Annotated in this window: 10 protein-coding genes; all 10 read left to right on the forward strand. The window is 58.4% G+C overall.

The annotated features are described in order from the left end of the window. Positions 1-140: 140 nt before the first annotated feature. The 10 genes from N3G78_05340 (at position 141) to N3G78_05385 (ending at position 12,667) form a co-directional block, all read left to right on the forward strand. Entirely contained in the window at positions 141-1,922 is a 1,782-nt protein-coding gene (locus tag N3G78_05340) for an AAA family ATPase (protein ID MCX8117341.1), read from the forward strand. A gap of 5 nt (positions 1,923-1,927) precedes the next feature. Then, positions 1,928-2,839 carry a DnaJ domain-containing protein gene (locus N3G78_05345; protein ID MCX8117342.1) on the forward strand — a complete coding sequence of 304 codons (912 nt, stop codon included), beginning with the start codon at positions 1,928-1,930 and terminating at the stop codon, positions 2,837-2,839. 211 nt (positions 2,840-3,050) lie between these two features. Then, the gene (locus N3G78_05350) at positions 3,051-5,537 is read left to right on the forward strand and encodes an AAA family ATPase (GenBank protein ID MCX8117343.1); all 2,487 of its coding nucleotides are present in this window, start codon (positions 3,051-3,053) and stop codon (positions 5,535-5,537) included. Between the two features lie 20 nt (positions 5,538-5,557). Next, positions 5,558-6,319 carry a 16S rRNA (uracil(1498)-N(3))-methyltransferase gene (locus N3G78_05355; GenBank protein ID MCX8117344.1) on the forward strand — a complete coding sequence of 254 codons (762 nt, stop codon included), beginning with the start codon at positions 5,558-5,560 and terminating at the stop codon, positions 6,317-6,319. A 59-nt stretch (positions 6,320-6,378) separates the two neighbouring features. After that, complete coding sequence (locus tag N3G78_05360; protein MCX8117345.1) at positions 6,379-8,028, forward strand: AMP-binding protein; 1,650 nt, start codon at positions 6,379-6,381, stop codon at positions 8,026-8,028. 49 nt (positions 8,029-8,077) lie between these two features. Next, positions 8,078-9,400, forward strand: coding sequence for an ABC transporter substrate-binding protein (locus tag N3G78_05365; GenBank protein ID MCX8117346.1), 1,323 nt, complete (start codon positions 8,078-8,080; stop codon positions 9,398-9,400). Between the two features lie 11 nt (positions 9,401-9,411). Beyond that, complete coding sequence (locus N3G78_05370; protein MCX8117347.1) at positions 9,412-10,263, forward strand: branched-chain amino acid ABC transporter permease; 852 nt, start codon at positions 9,412-9,414, stop codon at positions 10,261-10,263. Positions 10,264-10,279: 16 nt separating this feature from the next. Next, positions 10,280-11,227 (forward strand): branched-chain amino acid ABC transporter permease, encoded by a 948-nt coding sequence (locus tag N3G78_05375; GenBank protein MCX8117348.1) that lies wholly within the window; start codon positions 10,280-10,282, stop codon positions 11,225-11,227. A gap of 4 nt (positions 11,228-11,231) precedes the next feature. Further along, entirely contained in the window at positions 11,232-11,942 is a 711-nt protein-coding gene (locus N3G78_05380; GenBank protein MCX8117349.1) for an ABC transporter ATP-binding protein, read from the forward strand. Then, positions 11,942-12,667, forward strand: a complete 726-nt coding sequence (locus N3G78_05385; GenBank protein MCX8117350.1) for an ABC transporter ATP-binding protein — start codon at positions 11,942-11,944, stop codon at positions 12,665-12,667. The genes N3G78_05380 and N3G78_05385 overlap by 1 nt, the downstream gene beginning before the upstream one ends. The last annotated feature ends 71 nt before the right edge of the window (positions 12,668-12,738 follow it).

The raw sequence follows: 12,738 nt of genomic DNA on the forward strand, positions 1-12,738 counted from the left end.
CCTTAATCCAACGACTTGGGGCCCGTCGCCCACCCCCCATCCTTCGAGAGCGTCCTTTTTAGGGAGAGGCTTGAAATTGGGGGAACAAGGGTTATATTATGAGAGGTGAACCCCTTGAAAAGAAAAGGAGTTTATGGCCGATGAAGGACACCGAGTCGAAGATTCCAGACCAGAAGGAGTTGGAAAGAGAACTCAACGAATATCTCGGCAAAAAATACGGGGATCGGATCCGGCTCGTTGTGCCCATGCTCTTCCCCAAGCCCCAGACCGAGGAGGTTTCGAAGGAGGAGAAGGAGACGGGCGAGAAGAAGAGGAAGATCCACTTCGACATGAAGCCCGAGGAGCTGGAGGCCTTTCTCAACGATTATATCATCCGGCAGGAGGAGGCCAAGGAGATCCTCGCCACCAAGATCTGCACGCACTTTAACCGGATCAAGTTCACGGAGACGACGAAAGGGAAGACCCGGTACGAAGGGGTCGGCCATATTAAAAACAATATCTTAATGATCGGACCCACCGGCGTCGGAAAGACCTATCTGATCAAACTGATCGCCAAAAAGATCGGCGTGCCCTTCGTCAAGGGCGATGCGACGAAGTTCAGCGAAACGGGTTATGTGGGTGGAGACGTCGAAGACCTCGTCCGGGACCTCGTCTATGAAGCCAACGGAGACATCGAACTCGCCCAGTACGGGATCATCTACATCGATGAGATCGATAAGATCGCCTCTTCCAACAATTTGATCGGACCGGACGTCTCGAGGACAGGGGTCCAACGGGCCCTCCTCAAGCCGATGGAGGAGACGGAGGTCGACCTCAAGGTCCCCCACGATCCGATCTCCCAGCTCGAGGCGATCGAGCAATACCGGAAGACGGGAAAGAGGGAGAAGCGGACGATCAATACGAAACATATCCTCTTCATCATGAGCGGGGCCTTCAATGGCCTGGAGGAGATCATCAAGAAGAGGCTCAACCGGGAGGGGATCGGTTTCGGGGCCGAGATCCGTTCGAAGGATGAGCGGGCCGAATACCTCAAACAGGTGAAGGCGGAGGACCTCATCGCCTTCGGGTTCGAATCGGAGTTCATCGGCAGGCTTCCGGTCCTCACCGTCTTCGAGAAACTGGAGGTGGAAGACCTCTTCGCCATCCTCAAGAATCCCAACAACCCGATCATCCTGGGGAAGAAGAAGGATTTCAAGTCTTACGGCATCGACATCCAGTTCGAGGAGGAGGCCCTCTACGAGTTGGCGGTCAAGGCCTACGAGGAGAAAACCGGGGCGAGGGGCCTGGTCAGCGCCGTGGAGAAGGTCCTCCTCAAGTTCGAGAAGAAACTTCCTTCCACCGACATCCGCCAGTTCGTCGTCACCCGGGAGGTGGTCCTGGACCCGGAAGGGGAGCTGGAGCGATTGCTCCAGGATCCCATGAACCCCGAGAGGATCGCCCGTTTTCAGAGGCTCTTCGAACGGGAGAAGATGGAGCTGAAGGAGTCGATCCGGAAGCGGGAAGGGGAGTTCCGGCGGCGATACGGAGTGGCCTTTCCCGATAGCCGCATCGACCTCATCGCCCATCGGATGCTCACCAAGGGATTCGATGTCAACACGGTCGTCGAAGAGGTGGTCGAGGTCCAGCGGCAGATCGAGGATTTCGAGAGGCTCTTCGAACAGCGAAACGGGATCCGTTTGAGGTTTGACAACGAGGCGATCGATCGGATCACGGAGATCGCCCTCGAAGAGAATCAGAAAGGCGAGATGGTTTGCTACCGACTCTTAAAGGATTATGAGCACGGCATTAAGCTGATTCGGGACCGAATAGGCCGCAAGGAGCTGCTCATCACCCGGGAGGCGGTCGAAGACCCTGAAGGGTATCTGAATCGAGTCATCCAGGAGATCTACAGCCGGAGAACGGAGTCCGAGGCCGAGGGGTAAACACGATGGCAACGAGAGATTATTATGAAATCTTGGGCGTGAGCAAGAACGCCTCCGAGGAGGAGATCAAGCGGGCCTACCGGAAATTGGCGATGAAGTACCATCCCGATCGGAACCCGAACAAGAAGGAGGCGGAGGAGCGCTTCAAGGAGATCAACGAGGCCTATGCCGTTTTGAGCGACAAGGAGAAACGGAAACAGTACGACACCTTCGGCGCGGAGGGGTTCCGTCAACGCTTCACCCAGGAGGACATCTTCCGGGGCTTCGACATCGACGAGATCCTCTCGGGTCTGTTCGGCGGCAGGATGAGGACGGAGTTCAAATTCGGGGGAGGCCGCAGGGGCTTCGATTTCGGGGACCTCTTTGGATCGGCCTATGGATTTCAGGAGACGGCTCAGAAGGGAGAGGACATCGTCTACGAATTGCCCCTCACCATCGAAGAGGTGGCCTCGGGCGCCGAAAAGAGGATCACCTACCGGAAAGACGGAAAGGTGGAGGAGGTCTCGGTCAAGGTTCCCAAAGGGATCCCAGCCGGAAAGAAGCTCCGCCTCGCTGGCAAGGGGATGGAAGGCAAGAGGGGAGGTCCTCCGGGCGATCTCTACCTTCAGATCACCATCCAGGACCACCCCATCTACACCCGGGAGGGAGACGATCTGATCGTGGAGAAGGAGATCCGCTTCTCGGAGGCCGTGCTCGGCGGGTCGATCGAGGTTCCCACCCTCGAGGGAACGAAGAGGGTCAAGATCCCTCCCGGAACTCAGAGCCATACGAAATTGCGCTTGAAGGGACTCGGCCTTCCCCATTTTCAGAAAGAGGGAAGAGGTGACGAGTACGTGAAGGTCATTGTGAAGGTTCCGAAGAAGATCTCGGAGCGGGCCAAAACCCTGATCCAAGAACTGGCCCGAGAAGGGATTTAACTCGGGAAGTGTTCTCCTCCCTTCATCCTATCCTGCCCGGGCGTTCCTCTCGACGTTGACTTTTTAACCTCGCTGGTATAAAAAGATTCTGACCTTTCCAAGGGGTCTGTTCCTTAGGGGTGGGCCCAAATCACCCGTGAGGAACAGGCCTTCGCTCTGGCGACGGCCAGCCCGAGGGCTGACGGAAGACCTGTCAAAGGGGGGAGATAGTATGTCCGCTCCGAGATACGAAGAGGTGCCATTGGAAAAGTTGCGCTGGCGTTGCGATCCCAACCTCTTTCCATTCGAGACCACCGATGACATCGAGCCCTGCAAGGAGATCATCGGCCAGGAGAGGGCCTTAGAGGCCATCCGGGTCGGCCTGGGCATCGACAGCATCGGGTACAACATCTTCGTCACCGGCCTGGCCGGGACCGGCCGTTTCACGACGATCAAAGCGGTGATGGAAGAGATGAAGGTGAAGGGGAAGATCCCCAACGACATCTGCTATGTGAACAATTTCAAGAACCCCGACATGCCCCACATGCTCAGCCTACCCGCCGGACAGGGGAACAGCTTCAAGCGGGAGATGGAGACGCTCATCGAAACGCTCAAGAAGAAGATCCCCCTCATCTTCGAGAACGAAAACTATCTCAACAAGAAGAAGGAGCTGGTCGAGGGATTCCGGAATCGACAGGCCGAGATGTTTCGGGAGTTCGAAAAGAGGGTCAACCGGGAAGGGTTCACCCTCGTCCAGATTCAGGTGGGCCCCTATTCACGGCCGGGCATCTTTCCTGTGGTGGAAGGAAACCCCGTCAACATCGAGCAGTTAGAGGCGATGGCCGAGGAGGAGAAATTCCCCAAAGAGGAGCTCGAGCGGCTCAAGGCGAAACAGGCCGAGCTGATCAATTCCCTGGAGGAGATCTTCAAAGAGACCCGGAAGTCGGAGAAGGCGATCCGGGATGAACTCTCGGCGCTGGATCAGGAGGTGATCGCGCCGGTCGTCAAGGACTCCATCGCGGACATCAAGGAGAAGTTCAATTACGAAAAGGTCCATCAATATCTCGACGAGGTCCAGGAGGACATCATCGCCAATTTCCAGCGCTTCCGAGAAAAGGAGGAGGCCCCGGCCATGCCCCTGCCCGGGGTCATGGTCCCTCCCCCCGTGGACACCTTCACCGAATATCAGGTCAACGTTTTGGTGGACAATTCAGAGACCAAAGGGGTGCCCATCATCGTGGAGATGACCCCCAACTACCGGAACCTCTTCGGCACGATCGAGAGGGTCGTGGATCGAACCGGCGTCTGGAGGACGGACTTTACCCATATCAAGGCGGGTTCCTTTTTGAGGGCCAACGGTGGCTACTTGATCTTCAATGCCCTGGATGCCCTGGTGGAACCCGGGGTCTGGGCTGCCCTGAAGCGGACCCTGAAGAATCAGGTGATGGAGGTCCAGACCTATGATCCCTTCTACTTTTTTTCGACGACGGCGATCAAACCCGAGCCGATCGAGTGCAACACGAAGGTGATCATGATCGGCGACGCTTATCTCTATCACCTCCTCTACAATCTGGATGACGATTTCAAAAAGATCTTCAAGATCAAGGCCGATTTCGACTCGGTGACCACCAAAGATCAGGAAAAGATCTTCCAGTATGCCTCCTTCATCCGGAAGATCTGCGACGAGGAGAAGTTGAGGCCTTTCGATCGGACGGGCGTGGCCGCCGTGGTGGAGCACGGGGTGAGGATCGCAGGCAGGCAGAAGAAACTCTCCACCCGATTCCACCTCATCGCCGACCTCCTGAGGGAGGCCAATTATTGGGCCGAGAAGGACAACTCTCCGGTGGTCAAGGAGGCCCACGTCGACAAGGCGATCGAAAAGAGGGTCTACCGCCTCAACCTGATCGAGGAGAAGATCCAGGAGATGATCGAGGAGGGATTGATCCTTCTCGATTCGGATGGCATGGTGGTGGGACAGGTCAACGGGCTCTCCATCTATAACCTGGGAGATTATGCCTTTGGAAGGCCCTCCCGGATTACGGTCAAGACCTCGCTGGGGAAAGCGGGCATCATCAACATCGAGAGGGAGGTCGAGATGAGCGGCCCCATCCACAACAAAGGGGTCTACATCCTGGCGGGATATCTCCGGGATCGCTATGCCCAGGACAAGCCCATCACCATGAGCGCCAGCATCTGCTTCGAGCAGTCCTACAGTGGCGTGGAGGGAGACAGCGCCTCCTCCACGGAACTCTACGCCCTCCTCTCCAGCCTTTCCGGCCTGCCCCTTAGACAGGACATCGCCGTCACGGGCTCGGTCAACCAGAAGGGCGAGATCCAGCCCATCGGCGGCGTCAACGAGAAGATCGAGGGGTTTTTCGACGTCTGCAAGGCCAAGGGCCTCACCGGCAGGCAGGGCGTCATGATCCCCCATCTCAACGTCGGCGACCTCATGCTCCGGAAGGACGTGGTGGAGGCCGTCCGGGAAGGGAAGTTCCATATCTATCCCGTCCGGACGATCGACGAGGGGATCGAGATCCTGACCGGTGTGGAGGCCGGGGAACGCCTGGAGAACGGAAAATTTAAGGAGGGAACGGTCAACGATCTGGTCGATAAGAAACTTGCCGAACTTGGGAAAAGGATCAAAGAGTACGAGAGCGGAGGGGGAGAGGAGGCGCCAGAAAAGAAGAAAAAGAGAGGGAGGGCCCCCGCGAAGGGATAAGAACGGACGTTTTGGACCGGATGGATCGAATCGCTCTCGACAAAACACTCACCCTCGGGAAGGAAGTCTTGCTCGAAGGGCCTCCGCTGGAGGCCCTTCTTTTTCGAAACGTTCGAGTCGGAAGCCTCGTCACCCTCACCGATCGGGAAGGGAGGGACTTTCGGGGCCGGGTCCTTCGGTGCTCTTCCGAAAGGGCCGCGGTCTTTCTCTTCGAGGCCTTTTCCTCGTCCACGGAATCTCCCCTGGAGCTCATCCTCCTTCAGGCCCTCCCGGACAAGGAGCGGATGGAGTGGATCATCCAGAAGACAACGGAACTTGGCGTGGCGGCCATCGTCCCCTTCAAGTCCGAGCGATCGATTTCTCTAGAAGAGCGGGAGGCCAGGCAGAGGAAGGCCCATCGGTGGCAGGAGATCGCCCTTAAGGCCGTTCGGCAGTCGAGGAGGGCGAGGGTGCCCGTGGTCGAGACCTACCGCTCCTTCGAGGAGGCCTTGAACTACGGTTGGGGCGAAGGGTTGAAGCTCCTGCTCTGGGAGAGGGAGGGAAGGTCGCTGAAAGAGGTCTTGAAGAGGCCGTCGGGATCCAACCTCCCTCCCGAGAGGACCTACCTCATGGTCGGTCCGGAGGGAGGGTTTACGCTGGCCGAGGTGGAGCGGGCCTGTCAGCGCGGGTTCATTCCCGTGAAACTGGGCCAGCGAATCCTTCGGACGGAGACGGCCGCCATCGTCCTGGTGGGCATCCTTCAGTATGAATGGGGAGACCTGGCCTTGGATCGGTCCATTTGAATCCTTCCTCGGGCTCATCCTATAATTATTGTTACCCGTGCTTCAGAATGGAGAGGACCATGAGAGACCTGCCCCCAAACCTTTCGGATTACGAGAAGACCTATCGCGAATTTAAATGGGAGATCCCGGAGTATTACAACTTCGGTTTCGACGGGATCGACCGCTGGGCCGAAGACCGGACCAAGCTTGCCCTCATCTCGGTCGACGACACCGGTTTGAATGCGGTGAAGCATACCTTCTACGATCTGATGAGGCTCTCCAATCAGTTCGCCAACCTCCTGCTCCGGATCGGGATCAAAAAGGGCGATCGGGTCCTCTTGATGCTCCCGAGGATCCCGGAGTGGTATGTGGCCATGATGGGGATGATCAAACTCGGGGTGATCCCGATGCCCACCTCCGTGCTGGTGACGCCGGCGGATGTGAAGTTCAGGGTGAACCAGGCCGAGGCGGTCCTGGCCATCACCACCCTGGAGCACGTGACGAAGGTGGCCGAGGTTCAACGCGAATGCCCCTCCCTCCAACACTTCATCGTCGTGGGAGGCCGTTGCCACGGCTGGATCGAATATGAAGGGGCGATGGAGGCCTCCTCTCCGAAGCTGGATCAAAAATCCGTGGGCAAGACCCGGAGCAGCGATCCCCTGCTCATCTTCTTCACCTCGGGCACCGAATCCTACCCCAAGATGGTCCTCCACACCCACGCCTATCCCCTTGCCCATATCGTGACGGCGAAGTATGTGGACGACCTCCGAGACACCGATCTCCACATGGCGGTCGCCGACACGGGTTGGGCCAAGACGGCCTTCGGAAAGCTCTTCGGCCAATGGATCTGCGGAGCCGCCGTCCTACAACGGAATCCCATCGGAGGGTTCAACCCGAAGATTTCCCTGAGCGTGATCGAACGGTTCGGGGTCACCACCTTCTGCGCCTCCCCAGGGGTCTACCGGATGCTCATCCAGGAGGATCTGAGGAGTTACGATCTGCAGAACCTCCGGATGAGCCTCTGCGCGGGCGAGCCGCTGACCCCCGAGATCGTGAAGGCCTGGAAGGAGGGGACAGGCCTGGATATTTATGAGTTCTACGGACAATCGGAGACGGTAGCCCTTCTGGCCAATTTCCGCTGTAAGCCGATCCGCTATGGTTCGATCGGGCTTCCAACCCCCGGCCATACGATGGCCGTCGTCGACGAGGAGGGGCGAGAACTGCCTCCCCTCACGGAAGGTTATGTGGCCCTCAAGGTCAGACCCGAAAGGCCACCGGGGTTGATGAAGGAGTACTGGAGGAATCCGGAGGCGATGGAAAAGGCCTTTCGAGGCGACTGGTACTTCACCGGGGACAGGGCCTACCGGGACGAGGAGGGATACTTCTGGTTCGTCGGGAGGGATAAGGAGCTGATCAAAACGGTCGACCAGACCATCGCGCCCCTCGAAATCGAAAGGGTTCTTCTCGAACACCCCGCGGTGATGGAGGCGGCCGTGGTTGGGATCCCGGAGGAGAAGCGGGGGGAGGTGATCACGGCCTTCGTCGTCCTCAAGGCCTCGAGCCAGCCATCAGAAAGGCTTTCCCGGGAGATCCTGGACTATCTCGGGGAGAGGTTGGATCCTCAAAAGCGGCCCGAGAGGATAAGGTTTTTAAGGGAGTTGCCCAAGACGACGACGGGCAAGATCCGGAGGGCGGAGCTGAGAAACCGTGAAATCGGGAAGGGGAACTGAAGAGACCTCGGTGCGTTGAGGATCTCTAATTCATCAGGAGGGAATCGACATGAAGAAGAAAGAGAAGGGGCTGAGTCGGAGGGAGTTTCTGAAGAAGACGGCCATCGGCACCGCGGCCCTCGGTCTGGGAGGGCTTACGGGAAAGAGAATTTATGCCCAGACGAAGGCCCCCATCAAGATCGGGGTCGCCATCTCTCTGACCGGGGCTTGGGCCCGCGAGGGAGAGTTGGAGATGGGAGGCTATAAACTCTGGGGCAAGGTGATCAACGAAAGGGGATGTACCTTCGGCGAGGTGGAGAAGTTGGGCTGTCCTGGGCCAGGGCTTCTCGGAAGGCAGGTGGAGTTTGTCGTCTACGATGACAAGAGCGACCCGAGCGAGGCCATCAAGCTGGTTCGAAGGCTGGTCGTCTCCGACAAGGTCGATCTCATCCTGGGACCCTATGGAAGCGCGGTCTCCAACGCCATCGCACCGCTCGCCGAGGATTATAAAATCCCCATCATCACCCCCTTAGCCAATGCGCCGGTCATCTGGGAGGGGAAGAAACGAGAGTGGTTCGTGGGCGTCCTGCCCCCGGCCTGGAGAAATCTCTTCGGTTGCCTCCAGATCGGAAAGGAGAAGGGTGCCAAGACCGTGGCTTTCATCTATTCCGATACGGCCTTTCCCATCGGTGCCACCCGCCCCCTCGTGGCGAGGGCAAAGGAGATGGGGATGCAGGTGGTGCTCGACGAGGCCTATCCAAAGGAGACCGCCGACTGGGAACCGATCCTGTCGAAGGCCTGGGCTCAAAGGCCCGACCTGATCCTCGGAGGGGGCTATCTTCCGGATTCGATCGGATTGGTCAAGGCGGCCAAGGCGGTCAATGCCACGCCGAAGCTCTTCGGATTCCTCGTGGGGCCGGCGATCGCCGATTTTGCGAAATCGCTCAAAGGCGATGCCCAGTACATCACCGGCGAGACCTTCTGGGAACCCTTCGTCAAAACCCCCGGCAACATCGAATTCTACAATGCCTATTTGAAGGAGTACAAGAGCGAGCCTTCCTACCATGCCGCCGCCGGCTTTGCCGCAGGCCAGATCCTGGAACGGGCGGTCAAGGAGGTCGGCAATATCGAAGACAAGAAGGCCTTGAGGGACAAGCTCTACTCGATCAAGACCACGACCATCTTCGGCGAGTACGAGGTCAACCCCCTGGGCCATCCCGATTCGGGCTGGCAGATCGGTAAGACGACCAACCTCATCCAGTGGCAAAAGGCCGATCCGAAGAGGCTCCTTCCCAATCAGGTGGCCATCGAGGGAATGGTGAAGCAGATCGTCTTTCCCGGAGGGGCCAAGACCGCGGAGGTCATCTACCCCTTCCCAGGCTGGGGGAAGTAAGTTCCTTCGCGATGACGACCTTTCTTGAGATCTTGATCCGGGGGGTGATGTTGGGCTCCCTCTATGGCCTGGTCGGGATGGGACTGACCCTCGTCTGGGGAGTGGTGGGGATCGTCAACATCGCCCACGGCGAATTCGTGATGCTCGGGGCCTATCTGGCCTTCTGGTCCTTCACCCTGCTTCGCCTCAATCCTTTGCTCTCGGTGGTTTTGGCCATCGTGATCTTCTTCTTCGCCGGCACCGTGATCCATCGGAGGGTGACCGAGAGGTTGACCAGGGCGCCGGAGCTCTCCGCATTGATCCTCACCTTCGGGATGTCGATCTTCCTCTGGAACTTGGCCCAGTTCTTCTGGACCAACACCTATCGATCCGTTCCCTATCTGACGGGCAATTTCACCCTCTTCGGCCTGGTCCTGGCCAAGAGCAAGGCGGTCTCCTTTCTCCTCTCCGTGGCCCTCACCGCGGCCCTCTTCGCCTTCCTGAAATATTCGAAGACGGGAAAGGGGATCCGGGCGACTGCCCAGAACCCGGAAGTCGCCCTGGTCTGCGGGATCGACACGGTCAAGATGAGGGCCTTCACCTTCGGGATGGGGATCGCCCTGGCGGGCGCAGCCGGGTCCATCGTCAGCCTTCAGTGGGTCATCTTCCCGCAGATGGGCACCAGTTACGTCTCGAAGGCCTTTGCCATTGTGGTGTTAGGAGGGTTGGGACATATCCAAGGGGCGCTGGCCGGAGGCCTGATCCTCGGGATCTTGGAGAGCCTGGTGACCCAGTATTGGAGCGCCAAGATGGCCCAGATCATCCCCTCGGTCACCATCCTCCTCATCCTTCTGTTCAGGCCCACGGGGCTGTTCAGGAGGTGAGGGAGCGAAGGCAGCCATGAAGCCTCTTTTTGAGAGAAAGGGGATCCTGATCGCGACCGGCCTGCTTTTGGCCTTTCTCGTTTCGATCCCCTTCTTTGCGACGGACTACTGGATGACCCTCCTTGTGGTGATCCTGATCTTTTCGGTCTACGCCTCGGGATGGAACCTCTTCTCAGGCCTGACCGGCTACACCAATCTGGGCCTCTCCTGGTTCATCGGCGTGAGCGGCTATGTGAGCAGCCTTCTGATCGCCGATTATAAATGTTTCTACCTCCTGGCCTGGCCGATCGGCGCCCTCTTCATCAGCCTCGTCTCCATCGGCGTGGGTTATATCCTGCTCAGGATCAAGGGGGTCTACTTTGCCATCTCCATGGTGGCGCTGACCGAAGGCACCCGGGAGCTCTTCGGGACGGAATATCTCGAACCGATCACCCATGGCGGGAAAGGCGTCCCTTTTGTGGCAGGCGCAAGCCTCTCCGAGCTCTACTGGTCCGCCCTCGCCCTGGCCTTCTTGACGGTCCTGATCTGCTACAAGGTGACCTCCTCCAAATTCGGGCTTCGGCTCATGGCCATCCGGGAGGACGAGCAGGCTGCGGAGACCTTGGGGATCCACACGACCCGCGAGAAGATCTCGGCCTTCTGCCTGAGCGCCTTTCTCACAGGGTTGGCAGGGGCGATCCATTTCACCTATCAGAATTACATCGACCCCTCTTTCGGTTTCACCATCCATCTCACCCTCACGCCCATCGTGATGACCCTCTTCGGAGGCGTGGGGACGGTCTTCGGACCGGTGATCGGGGCGACGCTCTTCACCTTCATCCACGAGATCCTCTGGGCGGAGTTGACGTTGCTCTATATGGCGATCTTCGGGCTGATCCTCATGGTCTTGATTCTCTTCTTCCCGCAGGGGCTTTTGGGATGGATGAAGGAGAAGGGGATGGTCCCGAGAAGTCGCGAGGTTTAGTCGGATGCAGCCGGAACCTCTTTTGAGAATCGAGGACGTGGTGAAGAAGTTCGGGGAGGTGGTCGCCCTCGATCACTGCTCCTTCGAGATCGAAAAGGGTTCGATCACCGGTCTGATCGGTCCGAATGGCGCCGGCAAGACGACCCTCTTCAACCTCATCACAGGCCTCCTTCAACCCGACTCCGGCCACATCTTTTATAAAGGCGAGGAGATCACCGGCTTGAAACCTTATGAGATCGCCCGGAGGGGCATCGGCCGGACCTATCAGATCGTCCGCATCTTTCCCAAGATGACCCTCCTCGAAAACCTCCTCGTCGTCGGCAAGGGGACGAGGCGGGCCGTGGAGGAGAAGGCCATGGCCCTCCTCCACCTGGTCAGGCTCTCGGAGAAGAAGGACGAGTATGCCTCCGACCTCTCCTTCGGCCAGCAGAAGCTTCTCTCTTTGGCGCAAGTGTTGATGCTCGATGCCGAGCTCATCCTGCTCGATGAACCTGCCGCAGGGATCAACCCGACGCTTCAGAACGAGCTTTTATCCCTGATCCATCGGCTCAATGGTGAAGGGAAGACCTTCATCATCGTCGAGCACGACATGAACGTCATCATGAACCACTGTCAGAGGGCGATCGCCCTCAACTCCGGCCAGAAGATCGCCGAGGGGAGCTGCCAGGTCCTTCAACAGGACGAAAGGTTGTTGGAACATTACTTCGGAAGATGATGGAGAGAAGAGAGGATTCCATTTTGGTGGTCGAGGACCTGGTGGCCGGTTACGGCAAGATGGAGATCCTCCACGGCGTCTCCCTCTCGGTCGGAAAGAACGAGATCGTCGGCCTGATCGGGCCAAACGGAGCGGGCAAATCGACCGTCCTCAAAGCGGCCACAGGCCTCTTACGGCCGACCTCGGGGAGGGTCCTCTTCCGAGGGGAGGAGGTGACCCACCTGCCCCCTTATCGGAGGGTCGAGAAGGGAATGGCCTTCAATCCCCAGGGCCGGGTGGTCTTTCCTTATATGACGGTCCTCGAGCACCTCGAGATGGGCGCCTGGACCATCAAGGAGAGAGGGGTGAGAGAGAGGGCTTTCGAGCGGGTCTATCAACTCTTCCCATGGCTCAGAGACCTTAGGCAACGAAAGGCGGCCCAGATGAGCGGAGGCGAACAGCAGATGCTCTCCCTGGCCAGGGCGATGATGACCGAGCCCCAGATCCTCCTGCTCGATGAACCCTCCCTCGGCCTTTCACCCAAATGGGTCAAGACCGTCTTCGAGAAGATCGTGGAGGTCAAGGCCTCGGGAATCCCCTGCCTCATCGTGGAGCAGAAGGCCGCCCTGATCCTCGAATATTCCGATTACGCCTACGTCCTGGAGATGGGAAAGAACCGGTTCGAGGGGAAAGGCCGGGATCTTTTGGCCAATCCCGATGTCCGCCGCCTCTACCTCGGGGGATAAGCTTCAGGCCCTCGGAGATTTTTCTGCCCATCAACCATTTCGAATCAAAAGGCCGATTTCCGCTTCAGCCA

This window comes from Thermodesulfobacteriota bacterium (assembly GCA_026415035.1).
Lineage (GTDB): Bacteria > Desulfobacterota > BSN033 > BSN033 > UBA1163 > RBG-16-49-23.

Coding starts and splice junctions, on each gene's coding strand:
- N3G78_05350 (MCX8117343.1), top strand. CDS start 3,051: ATGTCCGCTCCGAGATACGAAGAGGTGCCATTGGAAAAGTTGCGCTGG.
- N3G78_05360 (MCX8117345.1), top strand. CDS start 6,379: ATGAGAGACCTGCCCCCAAACCTTTCGGATTACGAGAAGACCTATCGC.
- N3G78_05355 (MCX8117344.1), top strand. CDS start 5,558: ATGGATCGAATCGCTCTCGACAAAACACTCACCCTCGGGAAGGAAGTC.
- N3G78_05375 (MCX8117348.1), top strand. CDS start 10,280: ATGAAGCCTCTTTTTGAGAGAAAGGGGATCCTGATCGCGACCGGCCTG.
- N3G78_05370 (MCX8117347.1), top strand. CDS start 9,412: ATGACGACCTTTCTTGAGATCTTGATCCGGGGGGTGATGTTGGGCTCC.
- N3G78_05345 (MCX8117342.1), top strand. CDS start 1,928: ATGGCAACGAGAGATTATTATGAAATCTTGGGCGTGAGCAAGAACGCC.
- N3G78_05340 (MCX8117341.1), top strand. CDS start 141: ATGAAGGACACCGAGTCGAAGATTCCAGACCAGAAGGAGTTGGAAAGA.
- N3G78_05380 (MCX8117349.1), top strand. CDS start 11,232: ATGCAGCCGGAACCTCTTTTGAGAATCGAGGACGTGGTGAAGAAGTTC.
- N3G78_05385 (MCX8117350.1), top strand. CDS start 11,942: ATGGAGAGAAGAGAGGATTCCATTTTGGTGGTCGAGGACCTGGTGGCC.
- N3G78_05365 (MCX8117346.1), top strand. CDS start 8,078: ATGAAGAAGAAAGAGAAGGGGCTGAGTCGGAGGGAGTTTCTGAAGAAG.